We start from the raw sequence: 22,075 nt of genomic DNA, 5'->3' as shown, positions 1-22,075 counted from the left end.
GAGAGTTGACAGATCAGGGGCGATCGGATCACGTCAGGCAAAATGACGGGGAGACACATGAAAATCGTTGCGAATACACACCGGGCAGGTCCCAAACTTGCGCCCTCGGCCCCTTATCCGCCGACAGATGCGGCCCGCGTTGCGGCATTGTTGTCGATGTGCCCGGCGGCGAAAGAGACACCGTTGGTGGATGCCGCAGGCCTCGCCCCGGTTGCGCAGCTTTGGGTCAAGGATGAACGCGCGCGCATGAATCTGGGCTCGTTCAAAGCCCTCGGCGCGGCCTATGTGATTGCGCGCCATGCTGCCGAAGCCTCGGACGCGCCGGGTGCAGACACATTGGCAGGGTCAACCTACGTGACCGCCAGTGCCGGCAATCACGGGATGAGCGTCGCGGCAGGCGCGCGGATGTTTGGCGCAAAAGCTGTTGTTTATATTGCCGAGACGGTGCCCGAGAGCTTTGCCGCACGGTTGAATGGCCAAGGTGCTGATGTGGTTCGCAGTGGCTCTGACTATGCGGCCAGCATGCAAGCGGCAAGCGCGGCGGCTGAGGAGAACGGGTGGATCCTTCTCTCGGACAGTTCGTGGGACGGGTACTATGAACTGCCGTGGACCCTGATGGAGGGGTATCTACAAATGGCGGCCGAAGCGGTCGACCAGTGCCCCGAAGCTCCGACTCACATCATGTTGCAGGCCGGTGTTGGCGGTCTGGCCGGGGCTGTCGCTGCCTATGCGCGCAAAGCTTGGGGTGACGCGCCGAAAATAGTCGTGGTCGAACCTGAAGCCGCGCCCGCCCTGCAGGCCAGTATCGAGGCCGGGTCATGCGTGTTCGCCGATGGGCCGGATAGCATCATGGGGCGTCTGGACTGTAAAGAGCCGTCGTTGATCGCGCTGAACGGATTGGCGCGCGACGCCGACTTGTTCCTGACACTTTCGGATGAGGGCGTGTCCGAGAAATTGGCCGCCATGGCCGCAGCGGGGTTGGAGACAACAGCCTCGGGCGGCGCTGGGCTCGCAGCAGTTCTGAATGACCAGGCGCGGGCCGAATTGGGAATGACCGAGGCCTCGTGCGTGCTGTGCATCCTCTCCGAGAACGCGGAATGAGGGGCTTCGCGCCATCCGAGTTTGAAGCGCGTACCAGACGCGCACAGAAGTTGATGGATGCGGCGGGCCTGTCGGGGCTTTTGCTGACAACCGAGACGGATGTACGCTATTTCACCGGGTTTCTGACCCGGTTCTGGGAAAGCCCGACCCGCCCGTGGTTCCTCATTGTGCCAGCTACGGGCAAGCCGATCGCGGTGATCCCGTCGATCGGGGCAGCCCTCATGGCGCAGACATGGATCGACGACATCCGCACTTGGAGCGCGCCTGATCTGAAAGATGACGGTGTCTCCCTGCTATGCGACACGCTGGCGGAAGTGACACCCGAAGAAGGGCGAATTGGGATACCGGATAGGCATGAGACGCACCTCCGCATGCCTTTGGCAGACCTTGAACGTCTGCGCGGCCAACTTGGAACACGGGCGCTGACAGGTGACAGTGGCATCCTGCGCCAATTGCGTATGGTCAAGTCCGAGGCCGAGATTGCCAAGATCGAAACCGCCTGCAGCATTGCCGGTCGGGCCTTCGCACGCGTCCCCGAGATCGCCGGGGAGGGGGTACCACTAGATGAAGTGTTCCGCCGCTTTCAGATGTTGTGCCTAGAGGAGGGCGCCGATTGGGTGCCCTATCTTGCAGGCGGGGCCGAACAGGGCGGCTATGCGGATGTGATTTCACCAGCCTCTCGCGTACCGCTGGCGCTGGGCGATGTGTTGATGTTGGACACTGGTTTGGTCTGGGACGGGTATTTTTGCGACTTCGACCGAAACTGGTCAATCGGCCGGCCTCGGCCTGATGTGGCAAATGCCCATGCTCGGTTGATCGACGCCTCGGATGCCGCGTTCGAAATCGCGCGTTTGGGTGCAACTGCAGCGGATTTGTTTCACGCTATGAACACCGTTCTAACAACAGATGCAGAGGGTACGGATGCGGGGCGCTTGGGCCATGGTTTGGGAATGTCTCTCACCGAATGGCCATCCCTGATTCCGACGGACAACACCGTTCTGGAACCGGGCATGGTTTTGACACTGGAACCGGGCATCGCTGTCGGTGACAAAATTCTGGTGCATGAGGAAAACATCGTCATTACTGACAGCGCCCCACGGTTTATCAGCCCAAGGATCGGGCCGGAGATGATGCAGCTATGACCCATGTCCCTTACACTCTGGACGAAGACGATCCAAACGCCTCGCCGCTTGGGCTGATCGTTTTGCAGGTCGATGAGACGCTTGAGCCTGAGTTCGGCGCATACTTCGCGGACCGTAAATACCCCCTTCACGTCACGCGCATTCCCAGCGGTATTGAGGTTACGACCGAAAGCCTTGCCGAGATGGAGAAGGCGCTGCCTGCGGCGGCGGAATTACTTCCCAATGCGCGACCCTACAATGTTGTGGGTTATGGCTGTACCTCGGCCAGTTCGGTGATCGGGTCAGAGCGCGTGGCAGAGCTGGTTAAACAGACATGCAATACCCGTGAAGTCACGAATCCTCTGCGCGCGGCGATTGCCTGCGCCGTCGACCTCGGTGTTTCGAAATTTGCCCTGCTGTCGCCTTACATCGAAGAGGTCAACGTACCGCTGCGTACTGCGTTTCAGGCCAATGGCATAAGCATGGACGTGTTTGCAAGTTTCGGGCAGGCAGAAGAGGCCAAGGTGGCGCGGATATCGACGGAATCCGTGGTCGAGGCAGCCTCCGAACTGGGAGCAGATTCAGCGGTCGAGGCGGTGTTCCTGAGTTGTACCAACCTGCGAACTCTCGACGCGATACCGAAAATCCAAGAGCGGATCGGAAAACCTGTTTTGTCGAGTAATCAAAGCCTTGCGTGGCATATGAGGCGCTTAAGCGCTGTGCATTGACAGGTAAGTGTGAACTCAATTTTGGCAAAAGCACCATAACTTGTTGCCAAGTGCGTATCGCTTGGTCTTAACTGTGGATCACAGATCAATGAAATCCGAAAGCCTCGGGTAATCATTTGACGAAACAGGGGGTCTTGTGACCGGTACAACGAACGACGCCGCGTTTGTCGAATTTCAACGCGTTCAGAAGTCTTATGATGGCGAGAATCTCGTCGTTAAAGATCTCAACCTTGCAATGCCGAAGGGCGAGTTTCTGACAATGCTTGGGCCGTCAGGCTCAGGCAAGACAACATGCCTTATGATGCTCGCCGGGTTTGAAACCGCTACCCATGGTGAAATCCTGCTGGATGGAAATCCAATCAACAATATCCCGCCGCACAAACGTGGGATTGGCATGGTGTTTCAGAATTACGCTCTGTTCCCGCACATGACGGTGGCCGAAAACCTTTCGTTTCCTCTGGAAGTTCGCAAGCTGGGCAAGTCCGAGCGTGACGAAAAGGTCAAGCGCGCTTTGGACATGGTGCAGATGGGTGCCTTTGGCGGGCGCCGTCCGGCGCAGCTTTCCGGTGGTCAGCAACAACGGATCGCTCTGGCACGGGCCCTGGTGTTCGAGCCGGAACTGGTTTTGATGGACGAGCCGCTGGGCGCGCTGGACAAGCAGCTGCGTGAGCATATGCAGTTCGAAATCACCCGACTGGCGCATGAGCTGGGCATCACCACCGTCTACGTGACCCACGACCAGACCGAGGCGCTGACCATGTCTGACAGGGTCGCGGTGTTCGACGATGGACGCATTCAGCAGTTGGCCCCGCCGGATCAACTCTATGAAGAGCCCGACAATAGCTTCGTTGCGCAGTTCATCGGCGAGAACAACACGCTGGAAGGTGTGGTCAAATCCATCGACGGCGACGGCTGTGTGGTGCAGCTGGATGACGGATCAGAAATTGATGCGGTGCCGATCAATGTGCACAATCCGGGCGAACGGACCAAGGTTTCGATCCGTCCGGAACGTGTCGAATTCAACAAGGATCGTCTGCATGCCGACGCGCATACGCTGAAGGCGACGGTCAAGGAATTCATCTATATGGGCGACGTGTTCCGCTTCCGCATGTCTGTGGCGGGCAATGACGAGTTCATCGTCAAGACACGGAACGCCCCCGATGCCATTCGCCTGCAACCCGGTCAAGAGATCGATATCGGTTGGCTGGCAAAGGATTGTCGTGCGCTTGACGCATAGACCAAGCCGCGCGGCACAAGCGCGGTTACACTGAGGGACCGGCTGGCGAAAACCCGTGCGTCGGCTGACCATACAACAAACGGGAAATACTGGGAGTTTTACATGAAACCAACAAAGACACTGCTGACTGCAGCGGCTCTGGCAACAGCGGCCGGTGGCGTTTCCGCCGAAGAAATGACCATCGTCTCATGGGGCGGGGCCTATTCCAAATCACAGCTTAAGGCCTATCACGAGCCCTATTCGGAAAAGACTGGCGTCACCATTCTGAACGACGACAGCTCGGCCGAAGCGGTTGCCAAGCTGCGCGCGATGAACGAAGCCGGGAACATCACCTGGGACGTGGTTGACGTTGTTGCGGCGGACGCGATCCGTCTGTGCGACGAAGGTCTGGCGATGGAAATCGATCCCGACACCATGCTGGCCCCGGCACCTGATGGCACGCCCGCATCCGAAGACTTCGGTGATCTGCTGGTCAGCGACTGCTTTATCCCGCAGATCGTTTACTCGACCACGTTCGGCTATCGCACCGACTTGGTCGGTGACACGCCGCCTACAGACGTCTGCGCTGTGTTCGATCTGGAAAACTATCCGGGCAAGCGTTCGCTGGAAAAGCGTCCGATCAACAACATGGAATGGGCTCTGATCTGTGACGGCGTTGCCAAAGACGACGTTTATGACGTGCTGGCGACTGCAGAGGGTCAGGATCAGGCTCTGGCCAAGCTCGACACCATCAAGGACAGTGTTGTCTGGTGGTCGGCAGGTGCTGACACCCCCCAGCTGCTGGCTGATGGCGAGGTCATCATGGGCTCGACCTATAACGGTCGTCTGTTCAGCGTGATCGAAGAGCAGAAGCAGCCCGTGGCCATGCTGTGGGACGCGCAGGTGTTCGATCTGGACGGTTGGATCATCCCCGCCGGTCTGAGCGAAGAGCGTCAGAAGCGCGCACTGGACTACATCATGTTCGCGACTGACACCCAGCGTCTGGCGGATCAGGCCAAGTACATCTCGTACGGCCCGGCCCGTGCCTCGTCGGCTCCGCTGGTGGGTCAGCATGCCGATCTGGGTATCGACATGGCACCGCATATGCCGACCGATCCGGAAAACGCCAAGAACACGTTCCTGTATAACTACGAGTTCTGGGCGGACTACCGCGACGACATCGACGCCAAGTTCCAGGCGTGGCTGGCGCAATAAGCGTCTGATTTTCTAAAGACTGTCGGGGGCGACTGATCGCCCTCGACTCTGAAAATACCCAAGGGGCAGCGATGACTGACGCCACCGAACAAAACTCTGGTCCGATGCTGGCCGCTGACGGCACGCCGCTCAAGCAATCTCTGGCGCGGTCGCTGCGACGTCAAAAGCTGCGGGCCTTGATGCTGGTCGCTCCGCTGCTGCTGTTTGTGATGTTCTCGTTCATCGTGCCGATTGCGTCGATGCTTTTCCGGTCGGTGGAAAACAGCATTGTACAGGAAACTCTGCCCCTAACGGTCGAAGCCCTGCAAAGCTGGGACGAAAACAGTGGCGAACTGCCTGACGAGGCCGTCTTTGATGCCTTTGTCCGCGACATGGTTGTGGCCGTTGACAACAAGACACATACCCGGCTGGGCTCGCGCCTGAACTACGAAGAGACAGGCATGTCCTCGATGTTCCGTCGCTCGGGTCGGAAAATGGGCAAGCTGGACCCCGAAACAGATGGTCCGTTCAAGGATCAGGTGATCGAAATCCATGAGGGCTGGGGCGAACCGCAGACTTGGGCGGTGATCAAGACACATTCGCCCGCTGTGACGAACGGCTATTTCCTAAACGCGGTCGATATGCGCCGCACACCCGAAGGCGCGCAGGCGCAGCCCGAGGACAAGCAGATCCTGATCAAGCTCTTCGGGCGCACCTTGTTCATGTCACTGGTGATCACCGCGTCCTGTATCCTGTTGGCATATCCGGTCAGTTACCTGCTGGCGACCCTACCGATGCGGGTGTCAAACTTACTGATGATCCTTGTTTTGTTACCCTTCTGGACCTCGCTCTTGGTGCGAACCTCGGCGTGGAAGGTTATGTTGCAACAACAGGGTGTGATCAACGAAACGCTGGTCTGGCTTGGGTTGGTAGCCGATGACGCCCGACTTGTCATCATCAACAACCAGATCGGTACGATCATCGCGATGACGCATATTCTGCTACCGTTCATGATACTGCCGATGTATTCGGTGATGCAGACGATCCCCGAATCCTACACCCGCGCCGCGAAATCCATGGGCGCGACGAATTGGACGACCTTCTGGCGCATCTATTTTCCGCAATCCATTCCGGGCATCGGCGCGGGGTCGATCCTCGTGTTCATTCTGGCCATCGGCTACTACATCACCCCCGAGATCGTGGGCGGCACCAAGGGCGTCTTCATCTCGAACCGGATTGCCTACCACATCTCGTCCTCGCTGAACTGGGGGCTGGCCGCGGCGCTGGGTACGATCCTGCTGGCCGTCGTGTTGTTGCTCTACTGGTGTTACGACAAGATCGTCGGCATTGATAACGTGAAGCTGGGATAATCGACATGGCCGCACTTACTCCGATTTCCCGCAAACCAATGTCCATGGTCCTGCCAAGCGTTGCGCTGGCAGGGGCCTTCGCCGGTGTCTTCGTTGGCGCAGGGAACGGTTCGATCTTTCTGGGCATCATTGGCGGAGCCGCCCTGATCGCGGCACTTGCCTGGATCTACATCGCTGTTCTGAAGAATGAGAATCTGGCCCGCTGGATCACCATTTTGGGCTTCGGCATCGCCGGATTTCTGATTTCGGGTCCTATGGGCGGCGTTCTGGGCCTGTTGGGCGGCTGGTTCTTCGCATGGTTCATCTACTGGCTGTATGAGGGTCGCTATCGCCGCAAACTGCTGCCCTATCTGACTGCGAAACAAGTGTTCTATCACTACCTGTTCCGTGTGATCTGCGGTGCAATCTTCGTCTTCCTGATTACGCCGATCCTTGTGGTTCTGCCACTATCGTTCAACGCGCAGGACTTCTTTACCTTCACGCCCGAGATGTTGCGACTGGACCCCGAGGGCTATTCGCTGAAGCATTACCGCGACTTCTTCACCAACAATGAATGGCAGCGCAGCTTCAAGAACTCACTGATCATCGCGCCAATTGCCACGGTGATCTCTGTCTCGCTGGGCACCCTGGCGGCTATCGGTCTGAGCCAGAGTCATGTCCCCGGTCGCCGTGCCATCATGGGTATCCTAATCTCGCCGATGATCGTGCCACTGATCATCTCGGCCACTGGCATGTTCTTCTTCTACAGCGATATTGGTCGCTTTATGGAAGGCACGCTGGGTATGAACAAGAACTTCGTTGGCTATGTGAAGGTCATCCTCGCGCACGCCGTTCTGGGCATCCCTTTCGTCATCATTACCGTGACCGCGACGCTGGTCGGCTTTGACCGCTCGCTGACTAGGGCGGCGGCGAATATGGGCGCAGGGCCGGTACGGACCTTCTTCAAGATCCAAATGCCGCTGATCCTGCCGGGCGTGATCTCGGGTGGTTTGTTTGCCTTCATCACCTCGTTCGACGAGGTTGTCGTGGTGCTGTTTGTCGGCTCAGCCAGCCAAAAGACGCTGCCATGGCAGATGTTCACCGGCCTGCGCGAACAGATCAGCCCGACCATTCTGGCGGTGGCGACGATCCTTGTGGTGATCTCGATCGCGCTGTTGACAACGGTCGAATTGCTACGCCGCCGGTCCGAGCGTCTGCGGGGGCTTTCCCCCGCTTGACGCAAGCGCGCGCCTGATCTAACGATTCACCTGTTCATCCCAGCCGCGATGGCGTCGCGGACGCACTGGGATGATCGGCTCTCGGACCCCGAGACCGCCTGTCCTGAACGCCGGGACAAGTGGCCGGGTTTGCCGCCCGGCAAAGATGAGAGACCTGAACATGACAAATCGCCCCGAATTCTTCACCTGCCACAATGGCGACAAAGCCCCCCTGCCGTTCAGCAAAGGCGAATATGACCGCCGTCTGGGCAAACTGCGCGACATTATGGCCGCGCGGGATATTCCCGTGGTGCTGCTGACGTCGATGCAGAACATCGCCTATTACTCGGGCTTTCTGTACTGCGCTTTCGGTCGGCCCTATGGCTGCGTTGTTACGCAGGACGCCTGCACCACGGTTTCGGCCAATATCGACGCAGGCCAGCCGTGGCGCCGTTCGGTCGAGGACAACGTGATCTATACCGATTGGAAGCGCGACAATTACTGGCGCGCGGTGGCCAGCCTGACCCAAGGCGCGAAACGGATCGGGATCGAAAGCGATCACATGACTCTGGCCGCGCGCGATACGGCGCTGTCGATGCTGGACCAGCCTGAACTGATCGACATCGCGCCCGACACCATGGCGGCCCGTATGGTGAAATCCGCCGAGGAGATCGAGTTGATCAAAGGGGGTGCCCGCACCGCTGATGTGGGCGGAGCCGCCATCCACGCCGCCATCCGCGAAGGCGCAACCGAGATCGAGATCGCCATGGCCGGTCGCGACGCGATGGAGGCGGAGATCGCCCGCGCCTACGCGGACGCCGAATACCGCGACACGTGGGTCTGGTTCCAATCCGGCCTCAACACCGATGGCGCGCATAACCCGGTCACCAAACGGGCACTGCAAAAGGGTGATATCCTGTCGCTGAACACCTTCCCGATGATTTCGGGGTACTACACCGCATTGGAGCGCACCCTGTTTCTGGGCGAACCCGACGCCGACAGCCTGCGCATCTGGAAGGCCAATGTCGCCGCGCATGAGCTTGGCCTGAGCCTGATCAAACCCGGCGCGACCTGTTCCGGCATCACCGCCGAGATCAACCGTTTCTTTGCAGATGAGGGCCTGCTGCAATACCGCTCGTTCGGCTATGGCCACTCCTTCGGTGTGCTCAGCCACTACTACGGGCGCGAGGCAGGTCTGGAACTGCGCGAGGATATCGACACGGTTCTGGAACCCGGCATGGTCGTGTCCATCGAACCGATGCTGTGGATCCCCGAAGGCCAGCCCGGAGCCGGTGGCTACCGTGAGCATGACATTCTGGTGGTCGAAGAAGATGGGGCCAAGAACATCACCGGCTTCCCCTACGGCCCGGGTCACAACATCGTCAACGCGTGATCTGAAGGAGGGTGGGGCGTATGCCTCACCCTTTGCCGCAAACACGCAGAATGCGGTTTAGGCTTGTTAAAACGGATCGAGCTTGGCCTGGGCTTTTTCGTTCACGATCGGGATATAATTCAAGCGTCCGCTGGCAGATTGTGGAATGGCCTGCTCGAGAGCCTGAAGGTCCCGCACTGCCAAAACGACGGCATCACCGGTTTCTCCGCCAAAACCTGCGATCTCTTCTTCGGAGAAACCGATCAGTTGAACAACGTCTTTGGCCAGAAACATTTTGACTTCAACGGATTGCGATAACTTGAGAATTTCGTCCTTCAGCCGCAGGGCTGTCTGCGCAGGCATGGTAACGACGGCCATTTTCGGTCCTGGTTGATTGGGGTTTGCTGACTTTGATCACACTACAGGAAAATAATTCTAGGCTTGTCAATTTAAGGATGCGTTAATACGCATGGCATAGAGTACCCTTATTTTACACAGTTTAAGTGGTTTGGGAGACGCAGTAGTGCCATTCCTGTTTGATTGGTCAACTCTGGGCAGTGCGAACAGTTCGACCGTGCTGACAGACGGTTCGAACTCGTCGACGCTAACCGTGGCCTCTGATCCAGGGGTATTCTTCAATGGGTTTCTTGGTGGAAACCTGTTTGTTTCGGGCATCCCGGGCCCTGCGACATCAGAGGTGACGTTTTCAACCGCTGTTAAAAACGTGACGTTCGAAATTCTGGATCTGGACAGCAACGAATTCTCTTTCGACGATAGAGTGACGGTTCTGGCGTTTGATGTGAACGACAATCCGGTCCCGGTTGTTTTCTCCAACCTCAGCCCATTTCACGTCCAGACCGATAACACGGTCGAAGCCAGCGGGAATGTGTCTCCGGGTGTCGAAGGACCAGGCGCGCCAGATTCGCTGACCGTTTCCATTGCAGGCCCGGTGTCCCGGATTGAGGTCATCTTTGAAGGGGGTCTGTCTTCGGGTGCCAATACCGGTGCAATCGGCTTTGGTGATATCTCCGGCGATATTCTGTGTTTGTGCGCGGGAACTATGATTGAAACGCCGAACGGCCCAACTTCTGTTGAAAATCTGTCCGTGGGAGACACCGTTCTGACCAAGGGAAATGGCCCGCAGCGGTTGCGGTGGGTTGGTTCCAAAACGGTGGACTTTGCGGCCCAAGGGGCCGCAGCGGAAAAATTGCGACCTGTCTGTATCTCTGCCGGCGCACTTGGGCAGGGGCTTCCAGCAAAAGACCTGCTGGTGTCCAGACAACACCGCATATTGGTGTCTTCCAAAGTGTCCGAGCGTATGTTCGGCAGTCCCGATGTCCTTGTGTCGGCAATAAAGCTGGCCGCGTTACCTGGGATCTACGTGGATGAAGACATAACCGAGGTTGTCTATTACCACCTTCTCTTCGATCAACACGAGGTCATTTTCGCCGATGGTGCTCCTTCGGAGAGTTTGTTTACAGGCCCCGAAGCAATCAAGACAATATCGGAGGAGGCCCGAGAAGAAATCTTTATCCTCTTCCCGGAAGTGCAACGTCAGGGCTACGCCGCGGAAACGGCATATCCTGTACCAGCCGGTCGTTTGCAGAAGAAATTCGTCGAGCGGCATCTGAAGAACGGAAAGCTGGTTCTCGAGGACGCGTCCACGCCATCGAACCGCCTGCATTAGTTGTTCACAACTCGGTCATTTCGCTATTCGTTTCGAAAGTCCGATGTGGTTTAGTCTTCAACCTCCGCGATCGGCCAAGGTCCAGGCGCATTTTAGCTGGAAATTGCCTCGGAAAATGCGGTCAGGCGATCGCTCAGATCGCTCTGCCCATCGGCGCCGATGATCATGTAGCCATAGCCGTCTTCCGCCCAAGTGGCCGTTGCCAGCCCGCTGAGAACGGCAAGGTTCACATCCTTGTCAGGTGCCCCTGGCCCTTGACGGATCACGCAAAAGGCAAAGGGCCGCCCCTGATCATCCGCAAAGACGACCTGAACCAGTGGCTTTCCTTTGAAAGACAGAACCTGAGCGCGCTTCAGCTCGGCCCCCGGCAAGGCGCTCAGGGCTTCGCGATTCAGTGATCGGCCTAGCGTGGCTTCGGCCTGAGCAAACTGGGCCTCAAGCGCCTCGGGAGCGGTGTCCAGAGTGGCAATTGTTTCAGGTACATAGAGCGATTGGTAGATCGCCGCCTGCTGCGCCCAGCCCAACGGCGCGGGTCGTGTCGCCCACAACGTCGCTGAAACCGCCACAATCGCGACCGAGGCCGCGACGGCCAGCAATCGAAAAGGTTGAGACGCGGGTTGAGACGTCGCGCGGTCCGGCAAGGTGATCTGAGGCACATCCTGCGGAACATCCTTGAAGACCGAATGCACAACGGGTGCAAACGGATCAAGCGCCATCAGGCGCTGTTCCAGTTCTGGATCGGCTTCGACCGCGCTCTCGATCTCTTGCGCGTCGGTCTCGTCCAGATTTCCATTCAGATACGCCAGCAGCGTTTCATCGGAAAACGTCATTTGCCACCCCGTCGAACGGCGTCCGCAGCCTCGTGCTGCATCACGGTTTTCAGTTTCTGCCGAGCCGTAGATAGTCGGCTCATGATTGTTCCAATCGGCACCTCAAGCAAGGCTGCTGCCTCGCGATAGCTATACCCTTCCACGAAGACAAGCATCACGGTCTCGCGCTGTGCTTCTGGCAGCTGCATCACTTGAGTAAACACTTCAGCCGCGAAAATATTCGTTTCTGAATCCGGTCCTGTTGCAATTAATTCAGTTTCGGGGGTCACAGACAGGGCCTGCGCCTTGCGAACGGATCGCGCGCGTACTTCATTCAGCCAGATCGAACGGCAGATCGTCATCAGCCAGCTGTCCAGCCTGTCGTGGGATGTCACCTGATGGTGACGCTCTAGCGCGCGCAGGCATGTGGATTGCAAAAGGTCGTCGGCCACATCCGAGGTGCCCGACAGGGCAAGCCCGAACCGCCACACGCGTTTCGAATGCGTCTGGATCGCGCCGCGCACGGCCTGTTCCGAGCTGATTTCACCACTCATCGAATAAATCGTGACCTGTGTGTGTTTGTCTTTCACGGACCGGGCCCGCGGGGTCAGAAATTACATAACCTGAGGAGAAATGAAATGAAACTTCTGTTGAAAGCAGTCACGATTGCGTCTGCAATTGTTGCAACCCCGGCCCTGTCGGAAAGTTGGACTCTGTCCTCGGATGCCTCGCACCTGGCTTATGGAACGATCAAGAAAGAAACAGTGGGCGAGGTCAATTCCTTCACCGGGCTGAGCGGTCATGTCAGCCCCGATGGCAAGGCTGAGATCGAGATTGATCTGTCGTCGGTGGAGACAAATATCGACATTCGCAACGAACGGATGATCGAATACGTGTTCCGCAAGGCAGGCACCGCCGCCTTGACCGCTGAATTCGACATGGATGAGGTCTCAGGCCTTGCTGTGGGCGCATCGTCGATCATCGATGTCGAGGTCGCGTTGTCTCTGGTTGGGACCGAGATCGAGTTCGACGCCGAGATGTTCGTGGTGCGACTGACCGAGACGTCGGTGATGGTTTCCACCAATGATATGGTCTTTATCAGCACCGAGGATGCAGGCGTGGATGCAGGCGTCGACAAGCTGATGGAACTGGCCGACCTACCAGGCATCACGCGGACCGTACCGATCACCGCGCGGCTTGTGTTTACCATGGATGAAAACAAGGCCAAAGCCGCGCCCGCCGCTCCGGTTGCAATCGCTGCAGTAGACGGGGATCTCAAAGCGGGCAAGAAGGTCTTTCGCAAGTGCAAAGCCTGCCATCAGTTGAAAGAAGGCCGCAATGGCGTAGGGCCCTCGCTGTTTAATGTGGTGGGAGCATCTGCGGGGCAGGTGGATGGGTTCAAATATTCCGGCCCGCTTGCCAATACCGATCTTGTCTGGACGCCAGAAAATCTGGCGGCGTTTCTGACCGACCCCAAAGGGTTTCTGCCCGGCAATAAAATGCAGTTCCCCGGCCTGAAGAAAGAGGCCGATATCACCAATGTCATCGCCTACATAGAGGATGAGGCACAGGGCTAAGGGAAATCAGAGGGAGTGTGGCAGGCCCTGCCACACCCGTTGATATACGTTAAACGCAACGCCTATTGAATGAATTGTTCTGCAACGACCTCGCCAAACTTGTCGAAGAACTTGCCGGATAGCTTTTTGGCCGTCCCTGCAATCAGGCGGCTGCCCAATTGCGCGATCTTGCCGCCGATCGTGACCTTGGCGGTGTAGGACAGAACCGTCTCATCTCCGTCAGTAGTCAGGGATACATCCGCGCCGCCCTTGGCGAAGCCAGCCGCTCCGCCTTTGCCTTCGCCGGACAGCGAAAACGCATCTGGCGCCTGTGAGTTGTCCAGCGTCACTTCACCGTTGAAGCGGGCCTTGACCGGGCCGATTTTCAGGACGACTTTGGCCTCGAGTTGTTCGGGCGAATGCTGGATCAACTCTTCGCAGCCCGGAATACACTCGCGCAGCACATCGGGATCGTTGAGTGCGCGGTAAACGACGTCCTTTGGGGCCGCGATGCGTATTTCGTCAGTGAGTTCCATCTGGGGGGTCCTTTTTCAACAACATTTCGGAAAGACACGGAGGGCTTTTTCGGTCGCCTCCTCCGCGGTCAACTCGGGCTGCGCCGCCTTGAAAGCGTGCAGCCAGTTAAGCCATTTTCTCATCATGGGATGTCTCCTGGGATTTGTCAGAATTGCGCCACATGATGATTTCAGCCAAAATCGAAAGCGCGATTTCATGCGGGTCGATGGCGTGGATATCCAACCCGGCGGGCGATTTCAGTCGCTTGGTCTGCTCTGTGCTCAGCCCTTGTGTTTCTAGTTTGGCACACAGCACTTCGGCCTTGCGGCGGCTTGCAACCATCGACACGCGGCGCGCGGGTGACTGCAGTGCAGCTTTCAATGCCGCTCCGTCGCCTTTGCCTTGTGACGCCACCACAACAAAATCACGCGCTTCAACGCCCAAAGCGTTCAGATCGTCGGGATCAAAGGGGGTGTATTTCACCGTGTTTTCAGCACCTTCGGGCAAACACACGCGCAACCCAGCCAGTGCCGCGTGGGACGCCAACGCCTGCGCGATCGGAGAGTCTCCGAAAATGATCAAGCGCGGAGCGTGTTGATAGGGTTCGATCAGCATATCCACTGTCCCTCCGGATGGGCACCCGCTTTTGTAGGTCTGAACACCGTCCGGGTCGGCCATCGACACAACCTTGTCCGAGGGTTTGACGCGGATCATTTTCGGCTCACCCGACACCAGCGCCTCTTGCGCTGCGGCGCGTACGGCCCGTTGTACGCAGGCACCCCCCAGATGGCCTAGAACCGTACCGTCGCGGGTGATGGCCGCCTTGCCTCCGGCCTTGGCCGAGGTCGCATCGGCGGTGCGCAGAACCGTCGCTACACAAAAGGCATCACCGGTGCGGCGCTGTTCTTCAATCGTGTCGAAAATGTCGAAATCTGCCATCGGTATGTCCTTTCACAGTTTTCTGAATTCAGGTTCCAGCGCCGCAAGCGCCTCAAGCGTATTGGCGGGCAGATGGGCGTCCAGATGGGGTTCTGCGGCCTGCATGGCAGCGGCAACGGGTTGGTAATTTTGCCAGCCTTTCAGCGGGTTCAGCCAGACGACCCGGCGCGCTTTGCGTTGAATCCGTTCCAGAACCTGCCCCAAGGCCTGCGGAGCCGTGCTGCAATAGCCATCCGACAAGATCAGCACGATCGTCCGTCCGTTCAGCGCCCGCGCGCCGTAGCCGTCCAGAAAGCTTTCGAGACTGCCAGAGATGTCGGTCCCGCCGCCAAACCCCTCGGCCATCAGTGAAAGCCGCCCGGCGGCGCGGATTGAGTCGTGATCGCGCAGCGCGTCCGTCACGCGCATCAGACGGGTGTGGAACAGATAGGCGTCGGCTTCAGTTCCGCTGCCGATCAGGCCCTTGAGAAACGCCAGGAAAACGCGGGAATATACGGTCATCGACCCACTGACATCGCATAGCGCAACGATCCGCATCGGTCGCGGCGGTCGCGCACGGCGATAGAGGTCCATCGGCTCTCCACCCCGCGCCAGACTGGCCCGTTGTATCCGCCGCATGTCCAGGGTCCGACCACGCTGTGCCTGTTTATTTCGACGCGAGCGACGGTCGCGGATCGCCCGAGCCAGCTGGGTCGCAGCGCGTTCGGCCTGTCTCAGCGACTCGTCATCTATCAATTCACGCAGATCCCGGCGCGACAGGTTGGCCGTTCGGGTCGCGATCAGCTTCCCATCCATCCCTTCGGCCTCCCCATCGCCCGGATCAGGAGTGGCGGCTGCCTGATCTGTATCCGTTTGCGGATCCTGTTCGTCTTGTGTTTGCTGCTGCCAGATCTTCGGTTTCGCGGACTGCACCCGTACATGTGCGGTCTGCGCTGTCCCACTGCGCTGCTTGCCGACATTGAACCAGTAGGCGTCGAACAGCTCATCAAAGCGTCGCCAATCCTCGGCGCTGTCTGTCAGCAACACGCACAAGGCCTGTCTGGCCTGTGCCGCGTCGGTTGCCTCGACCGCCGCCAAGGCGGCCAGCGCGTCACCGGTTTCGGCGGGACCCACGCGCAATCCGTTCATCCGCAGATGGGCCATGAATCCACTCATGCGGTCCGCCAAACCCGCCGCGCGTGAGGGAAACCGGGTGACCTGCATCACGCAACCTTCCCGATCAAGCGATCCAGAACCTCAGTCGGGGCGGCGTCATAGTCGGCGGCCGTTTTCAGCAGGCAGACAAGCGTCGCCTGCACCTCGCCCCGAGATTGGGCCATGTCGTTCACACCCAGCCCCGACAGGGCGGCGGCCCAGTCCAGCATTTCGGCAATGCCTGGCGTTTTCTCAAGGTCTTCCTTGCGCAGGGCCTGAACAACCCCGACGATCTGACGTGCAAGCAATCCTTCAATGGAGGGCATGCGCGCCTTCAAGATGGCCATCTCCGTCTCGCGCGAAGGGTAGCCGAGATAGCTGTATAAACACCGCCGCCGCAAAGCGTCGGACAGGTCCCGCGTGCCATTGGCCGTCAGGATCACAATCGGGCGGGAGCGCGCCTTGACTGTCCCAAGCTCCGGAATCGTGATCTGAAAATCTGACAAAATCTCAAGCAGATAGGCCTCGAACTCCTCATCTGCACGGTCAATCTCATCTATCAAGAGAACCGGAGGGTCGTCTTCACTGATCGCCTCCAAAAGGGGCCGTTTCAGAAGGTAATCATCCGAGAACAACTGCGCTTCGCTTGTGCCGCCTTGCGCTTCGCTCGCGCGGATGGCCAGCAATTGTCGTTGGTAGTTCCATTCGTAAATGGCGTGGCTGGCATCCAGCCCCTCATAACACTGCAAGCGAATCAAACGCGCGTCGTGTTGGGCAGCCAGAGCCTTCGCGACTTCGGTCTTGCCAACGCCTGCCGGACCTTCCAGCAGCAAAGGCCGCCCCAAAGCCTGCGCCAGATGCAGCGCCATCGCCAACCGGTCATCAGCAACATAGCCCTGCGCGGCCAATCCGTTTTGCACATCGCTCAAAGTCAAAACCAGGATCCATTCTTCATCTGGCTAAAAATATCCCGGGGGAGGTTCGGAGGGGGCCGGCCCCCTCCGTTCGGTCGGATCGGTCAAGCCGATCCGAACCCAATCACCCATGCATCCCCAACCCATTGGCGATCTTCCAGATGCGCCAGTGGTCATGCGGCATGTGGCTCTGCACCAACCCAAAGGGCCGGAACGCATCATGCACCGCGTTCGAGAAACAGGGCACGCCACCCACATTCGGGCTTTCGCCCACACCCTTCGCACCAATCGGATGATGCGGGGAAGGGGTCACCGTGTAGTCGGTGATATAGTTCGGCGTCTCCCACGCGGTCGGCAGGAAGAAGTCCATCAGCGTGCCGGTCTTCACATTGCCCATCTCATCATAGGCAATCTCCTGACCCATTGCGATGGCCAAGGCCTCGGTTACGCCACCATGGACCTGCCCGTCGATGATCATCGGGTTGATCCGGGTGCCGCAATCGTCCAGAGCATAGAACTTCCGAACGTCCCACTCACCGGTATCCACGTCGATCTCCATGACGCAGATATAGGCCCCGAACGGATAGGTCATGTTCGGTGGGTCATAGTAGCTGACCGCCTCCAGACCGGGCTCCAACCCCGGAATAGCCTGATTATAGGCGGCAAAGGCGATTTCTTTCATAGTCTTGAACCGCTCGGGCGCGCCTTTGACGGAGAACCGATCCACGTCCCATTCGACATCGTCGTCGTGGACCTCAAGCAGATATGCGGCAATCATCTGCGCCTTGGCGCGGATTTTGCGCGCGGCCATGGCAGTCGCTGCACCGGCAACGGGCGTGGACCGAGAGCCGTAGGTTCCCAGCCCGTAGGGCGCAGTATCGGTGTCGCCTTCCTCCAAAGTGATATCATCGGCGGGTAGACCGATCTCACTAGCGATGATCTGGGCAAAGGTCGTGGCATGGCCCTGACCCTGTGAAATCGTCCCCAACCGCGCGATGGCGGACCCGGTCGGGTGGATCCGGATTTCGCAACTGTCGAACATACCAAGCCCAAGAATATCGCAGTTCTTCACTGGCCCGGCACCCACGATCTCGGTGAAATGCGTCAGACCAATGCCCAGCAGTTTGCGGGTTTTGCCAGCCTTGAAGTCCTCAACCCGTTGCGCCTGTTCAGCCCGCAGACCTTCGTAGTCCACGGCCTTCAGAGCTTTATCCCACGCTGTGTGATAATCGCCCGAGTCATATTCCCACCCCAGTGCGGACTGATACGGGAACTGATCGGCCTTGATGAAGTTTATCCGGCGCAGCTCGGCCGCGTCCATGTTCAGTTTGATGGCCAGAACCTCGATCATGCGTTCGATGAAATAGGCCGCCTCAGTCACACGGAAGGAACAGCGATAGGCCACCCCGCCCGGCGCTTTGTTGGTATAGACACCGTCCACGGCCAGGTAAGCGGTGGGGATGTCATACGACCCCGTACAGATGTTCATGAACCCTGCCGGGAATTTGGTCGGGTCCGCACAGGCGTCAAAGCCGCCATGGTCCGCCGTGGTGTGACACCACAGGCCGGTGATCTTGCCGTCCTTGGTGGCCGCGATCTTGCCCTGCATCCAGTAGTCGCGGGCAAAGGCGGTGGACATAAGGTTCTCCATCCGGTCCTCGACCCACTTCACCGGCTTGCCGGTGACAATCGAGGCTACGACCGAGCAGACATAACCTGCATAAGCCCCAACCTTGTTACCGAACCCGCCACCGATATCGGGGCTGATCACGCGGATATTGTGCTCGGCGATGCCGGAGATCAGTGAGACAACCGTCCGGATCGCGTGAGGCGCCTGAAACGTGCCATATAGCGTCAGCTTGCCGGTCACCTTGTCCATGCTAGCCACGGATCCGCAGGTTTCCAGTGGGCAGGGGTGGGTGCGGTGATAGTAGACCATCTCTTCGGCGACCACATCGGCCTCTGCCAGAATGGCTTCGGTCGCGTCTTTGTCGCCCTGTTCCCAGGTGAAGATATGGTTGTGATGCTTGCGGGGGCCATGCGCACCCTCGGTCTGACCTTCTAGGTCTTCGCGCAGGACCACATCGGATTTCAACGCCTCGAACGGATCGGTCAGAACAGGTAGTTCTTCGTATTCGACCTCGATCAACTCGACAGCATCGGCGGCAATATAGCGGTCTTCGGCGACGACAAAAGCCACTTCCTGGCCCTGGAACAACACCTTGCCATCAGCCAGAACCATCTGCTTGTCACCGGCTAGCGTTGGCATCCAATGCAAGCCCAGCGGGGCCAGATCCTCGGCTGTCAGAACAGCGATCACGCCGGGCATCGCCAAGGCGGCCTCTTTGTTCACACTTACAACGCGGGCATGTGCGTAGGGGGAGCGCACGAAGTCGCCGAACAGCATCCCGTCCAGCTTGATGTCATCGACATAGTTGCCCTTGCCTTGGGTAAAGCGCACGTCCTCGACGCGTTTGCGCGAGCTGCCCATCCCCTTGAGATTGGCGGCGCGTTCTTCGGGGGTCAGAGTTTGATCGTTCATTCCGCAGCCTCCTTCTGAGCGTTCAGCATGTCAGCCGAGGCCGAGATCGCCTTGACGATGTTCTGGTAGCCAGTGCAGCGGCACAGGTTCCCGGCCATGCCAAAGCGAATATCCTCCTCAGACGGGTTCGGGTTTTCCTGCAGCAAGCGATGCGCGCGAGTAATCATCCCCGGCGTGCAAAAGCCACATTGCAGCCCGTGGTGCTCGCGGAACATTTCCTGCAAAACGCCAAGGCTGCCGTCGTCATTGGTGAGGCCTTCGACGGTGGTGACATCGGCTCCGTTCACCTGCGCCACAAAAGTCGTGCAGGATTTGACGGATTTGCCATCGATATCCACGGTGCAGGCCCCGCAATGGCTGGTCTCGCAACCAATATGAGGACCGGTGATTTTCAGATCTTCCCGCAGGAAGTGGATCAGCAGCGTGCGCGGCTCGGCCAGACCTTCGACCTCTTTACCGTTCACGGTGAGTTTGACGTGCATTTTCGACATGGTTTCCTCCCCTCAACCCGAGCGGCTTTGCGCACGGTCGATGGCGCGGCGCAGCATCACGCTCGCCACATGTTTCTTGAATTCGACGGGTCCACGGTTGTCGGCCACGGGTTCAATGGCATCCAGCATGGCGGCAACACAGCCGTCCACATCGCCCTCGGCCAACGCAGCGCTGGCGCTTTCGGACCAGATCGGAGTGTCCGCCAGGTTGGTCATCGCAACCGAGGCCGTGCCGCTACCGACCATCACAGCGGCGGCGGCCGTCGCATAATCCCCGATCTTGCGCTTTTGCTTCTCATACGCTTGACCAACACCAGCACCAGGTACGGGAATCGAAATTCGGGTCAGGATTTCCTCATCCTCGCGTGCGGTGAAATAGGCGGCCTCATAAAACTCACGCGCGGCGACACTGCGCGACCCATCGGGGCCGGACAGTTCAAACGTCGCGTTCAGACATTGCATCAAACCCGGCATGTCATTGCCAGGGTCGCCGTTGGCGACGTTACCGCCGACGGTGCCCATGTAGCGGACCTGAGGGTCGGCGATCTGCAACGCCGCTTCGCGGATCAGCGGAATGGCAGCGGCGAGACCGTCATGGGTGATCAACTCATGCTGCGTCACCATGGCGCCAAGGGTCACGGTATCGGACCCGACCTCGATGCCCTTAAGTTCTTCAATGGCCTGCAGGTCAATCAGATGGCCCATCTCGGCCATGCGCAGCTTCATCATCGGGATCAGGCTGTGCCCGCCCGCGATCACGCGCGCTTCGTCTCCGTGTTCTTGCAAAATGCCGATGGCCGAGGCGATGTCGCCTGGCCGGTGATACTCAAAACCGGCTGGTATCATTTTTTTCCTCCCTGGGTCCAAGCGGTATACCTTGGGGTACCTGCAGTTAGGAAACAGGGGTGCGCTCAGCGGTTCCAGCCGTAGGGAACGGGGCGCGCAGCTTGTTTCACGAAATGCGAATGAGCTGCACGAGTTGCGATCACAGGCCCAAAGCGTCGCGGATATCTGACAGGCGAGATCGGCTGACGGGTACTTTACTGAGAGCCTCGACAGAGTCGAAATAACATGTCCCGTTGTCCTTATGCCTCTCGAAGCTTGAGACATGTTTGGGGTTCACCAGATAACTTCGGTGGGCGCGGAGGAAGCCATCTGGCTGTAGGCGTGTCTCGGCCTCGGTGATGGACCAGGGGCAGAACAGTTTCTCGGAATCGATATAGAGAATGGTGTAATGCCCCTCGGCCCGGATGGCGGCAATTTGGGCGGGTTCGGCAAAGAAGGTCTGGCCTTCACGTTCAAAAGGCACCCCTGCGCGTAGGGTTGGGGTTGGTTCTGGTTGAGGGGCGGGTGTTGGGACTGAGGCGGGTTCAGTCTTGGGTTCGATGAAGGTGATCCCGGTCAGCAGGAAGGCGCCACAGATCAGGAAGACTGCAACCGTGACGCCCATTGCCAGAATCTGGTTGTCCAGCGCAGGCCCGGCAGCCCCGGCAGTCTCGGTGGCCACGAAATCCGTGAGACCGGTTGCGATGAAATGCATGGAAAACACGGCAATGCCGAAACAGGCTGTGCCCAGCAGGATGTTCCGATGGGTTCGGCTGTCGTAAGCTACCCAGATCGCCAGAACCGACAGAACAACCGAGGCCGCGGTCGACAAAACGATGTCGAACAGGCTGTAGACGGGTCGGCACAGCTGCATCCCGGCCATGCCGACATAGTGCATGACAACGATGCCAAGCCCCACGATCACGCCCGCGCCAATGATGGTCGGCGGGGTTCTGGGACGGAAATGCAAAAGCAGCAGCGCCAGCCCTACCATAAGGATGGCAACCAGCGCCGAGATCAGCGTTACCAGTGCGTCATAGTAAAACAGGATCGGCAGTTGCAGGCCCAGCATGGCAACGAAATGCATCGACCAGATACCGCCGCCCAGTATCACAGCTGCGAGGGCGACGATGAATTTGCGCCGTTGATTGTCCAGTTTCGACGCGCCATGCGTCAGGTACAGTCCGGTAAAGCCGGCCATCAGCGCCACGGCCAACGAGGCCGCCACGAGCCACGCATTGTGCGAATAGTCCAACATTGAGATGCCGCGCCCTCCCCAGCGCGATCATGACGTTATCAAACTGAAATTATCCGCACAATCTTTGTTGGCCTCAGCGGAAGATACCTGTTTCGACTGAGTCGCA

21 protein-coding genes are annotated in these 22,075 nt (G+C 58.7%); 10 read left to right on the top strand and 11 right to left on the bottom strand.

Going from position 1 to position 22,075, the window contains the following annotated elements; genetic code table 11:
- Positions 1–57 precede the first annotated feature (57 nt).
- The 8 genes from ACP15L_RS13810 to ACP15L_RS13775 all read left to right on the top strand — a co-directional run bounded on the left by ACP15L_RS13810 (position 58) and on the right by ACP15L_RS13775 (position 9,319).
- Complete coding sequence (locus tag ACP15L_RS13810; RefSeq protein ID WP_425084606.1) at positions 58–1,101, top strand: pyridoxal-phosphate dependent enzyme; 1,044 nt, start codon at positions 58–60, stop codon at positions 1,099–1,101.
- Positions 1,098–2,243: a M24 family metallopeptidase gene (locus ACP15L_RS13805; protein WP_425084605.1), complete on the top strand. Its 1,146-nt coding sequence runs from the start codon at positions 1,098–1,100 to the stop codon at positions 2,241–2,243. Before ACP15L_RS13810 ends, ACP15L_RS13805 begins: the two co-directional genes overlap by 4 nt.
- Entirely contained in the window at positions 2,240–2,950 is a 711-nt protein-coding gene (locus ACP15L_RS13800) for a maleate cis-trans isomerase family protein (RefSeq protein ID WP_425084604.1), read from the top strand. Before ACP15L_RS13805 ends, ACP15L_RS13800 begins: the two co-directional genes overlap by 4 nt.
- Before the next feature lie 136 nt (positions 2,951–3,086).
- Positions 3,087–4,187 carry an ABC transporter ATP-binding protein gene (locus ACP15L_RS13795; protein WP_170380378.1) on the top strand — a complete coding sequence of 367 codons (1,101 nt, stop codon included), beginning with the start codon at positions 3,087–3,089 and terminating at the stop codon, positions 4,185–4,187.
- Positions 4,188–4,289: 102 nt separating this feature from the next.
- Entirely contained in the window at positions 4,290–5,381 is a 1,092-nt protein-coding gene (locus ACP15L_RS13790) for an extracellular solute-binding protein (protein ID WP_425084603.1), read from the top strand.
- Positions 5,382–5,452: 71 nt separating this feature from the next.
- Positions 5,453–6,730, top strand: a complete 1,278-nt coding sequence (locus ACP15L_RS13785; protein WP_425084602.1) for an ABC transporter permease — start codon at positions 5,453–5,455, stop codon at positions 6,728–6,730.
- Between the two features lie 5 nt (positions 6,731–6,735).
- Positions 6,736–7,947: an ABC transporter permease gene (locus ACP15L_RS13780; protein ID WP_170473721.1), complete on the top strand. Its 1,212-nt coding sequence runs from the start codon at positions 6,736–6,738 to the stop codon at positions 7,945–7,947.
- A gap of 160 nt (positions 7,948–8,107) precedes the next feature.
- Positions 8,108–9,319 carry an aminopeptidase P family protein gene (locus ACP15L_RS13775; RefSeq protein ID WP_425084601.1) on the top strand — a complete coding sequence of 404 codons (1,212 nt, stop codon included), beginning with the start codon at positions 8,108–8,110 and terminating at the stop codon, positions 9,317–9,319.
- Between the two features lie 66 nt (positions 9,320–9,385).
- Here the strand turns inward: ACP15L_RS13775 and ACP15L_RS13770 are convergent, their stop codons facing one another.
- Positions 9,386–9,676, bottom strand: coding sequence for a hypothetical protein (locus ACP15L_RS13770; RefSeq protein WP_425084600.1), 291 nt, complete (start codon positions 9,674–9,676; stop codon positions 9,386–9,388).
- A 145-nt stretch (positions 9,677–9,821) separates the two neighbouring features.
- Here ACP15L_RS13770 and ACP15L_RS13765 point away from each other — a divergent pair, with 145 nt between their 5' ends.
- Positions 9,822–10,985, top strand: a complete 1,164-nt coding sequence (locus ACP15L_RS13765) for a Hint domain-containing protein (RefSeq protein ID WP_425084599.1) — start codon at positions 9,822–9,824, stop codon at positions 10,983–10,985.
- A 92-nt stretch (positions 10,986–11,077) separates the two neighbouring features.
- Here ACP15L_RS13765 and ACP15L_RS13760 read toward each other — a convergent pair whose 3' ends face one another.
- Complete coding sequence (locus ACP15L_RS13760; RefSeq protein WP_170692719.1) at positions 11,078–11,815, bottom strand: hypothetical protein; 738 nt, start codon at positions 11,813–11,815, stop codon at positions 11,078–11,080.
- The gene (locus tag ACP15L_RS13755) at positions 11,812–12,384 is read right to left on the bottom strand and encodes an RNA polymerase sigma factor (RefSeq protein WP_425084598.1); all 573 of its coding nucleotides are present in this window, start codon (positions 12,382–12,384) and stop codon (positions 11,812–11,814) included. Before ACP15L_RS13755 ends, ACP15L_RS13760 begins: the two co-directional genes overlap by 4 nt.
- Before the next feature lie 48 nt (positions 12,385–12,432).
- Here ACP15L_RS13755 and ACP15L_RS13750 point away from each other — a divergent pair, with 48 nt between their 5' ends.
- Complete coding sequence (locus ACP15L_RS13750) at positions 12,433–13,371, top strand: c-type cytochrome (protein ID WP_425084597.1); 939 nt, start codon at positions 12,433–12,435, stop codon at positions 13,369–13,371.
- Between the two features lie 62 nt (positions 13,372–13,433).
- Here ACP15L_RS13750 and ACP15L_RS13745 read toward each other — a convergent pair whose 3' ends face one another.
- The 8 genes from ACP15L_RS13745 to ACP15L_RS13710 form a co-directional block, all read right to left on the bottom strand.
- Positions 13,434–13,886 (bottom strand): CoxG family protein, encoded by a 453-nt coding sequence (locus ACP15L_RS13745; protein ID WP_425084596.1) that lies wholly within the window; start codon positions 13,884–13,886, stop codon positions 13,434–13,436.
- Between the two features lie 106 nt (positions 13,887–13,992).
- Entirely contained in the window at positions 13,993–14,805 is an 813-nt protein-coding gene (locus ACP15L_RS13740; protein ID WP_425084595.1) for an XdhC family protein, read from the bottom strand.
- 12 nt (positions 14,806–14,817) lie between these two features.
- A complete protein-coding gene (locus tag ACP15L_RS13735; RefSeq protein ID WP_425084746.1) occupies positions 14,818–16,008 on the bottom strand; it encodes a vWA domain-containing protein in 1,191 nt (396 codons plus the stop codon).
- Positions 16,008–16,874: an AAA family ATPase gene (locus ACP15L_RS13730; protein WP_425084594.1), complete on the bottom strand. Its 867-nt coding sequence runs from the start codon at positions 16,872–16,874 to the stop codon at positions 16,008–16,010. The genes ACP15L_RS13735 and ACP15L_RS13730 overlap by 1 nt, the downstream gene beginning before the upstream one ends.
- A gap of 103 nt (positions 16,875–16,977) precedes the next feature.
- Positions 16,978–19,395, bottom strand: coding sequence for an aerobic carbon-monoxide dehydrogenase large subunit (locus ACP15L_RS13725; RefSeq protein ID WP_425084593.1), 2,418 nt, complete (start codon positions 19,393–19,395; stop codon positions 16,978–16,980).
- Positions 19,392–19,886: a (2Fe-2S)-binding protein gene (locus ACP15L_RS13720; protein ID WP_170435943.1), complete on the bottom strand. Its 495-nt coding sequence runs from the start codon at positions 19,884–19,886 to the stop codon at positions 19,392–19,394. The genes ACP15L_RS13725 and ACP15L_RS13720 overlap by 4 nt, the downstream gene beginning before the upstream one ends.
- Before the next feature lie 12 nt (positions 19,887–19,898).
- Positions 19,899–20,732 carry an FAD binding domain-containing protein gene (locus ACP15L_RS13715; RefSeq protein WP_425084592.1) on the bottom strand — a complete coding sequence of 278 codons (834 nt, stop codon included), beginning with the start codon at positions 20,730–20,732 and terminating at the stop codon, positions 19,899–19,901.
- A 139-nt stretch (positions 20,733–20,871) separates the two neighbouring features.
- Positions 20,872–21,969 (bottom strand): MHYT domain-containing protein, encoded by a 1,098-nt coding sequence (locus ACP15L_RS13710; protein WP_425084591.1) that lies wholly within the window; start codon positions 21,967–21,969, stop codon positions 20,872–20,874.
- Positions 21,970–22,075: the final 106 nt, after the last annotated feature.

Origin of the sequence: Ruegeria profundi (assembly GCF_049800715.1) — a bacterium.
Classification (GTDB): Bacteria; Pseudomonadota; Alphaproteobacteria; order Rhodobacterales; family Rhodobacteraceae; genus Ruegeria; species Ruegeria profundi_A.
This window is presented reverse-complemented; position numbering and strand designations above follow the sequence as displayed.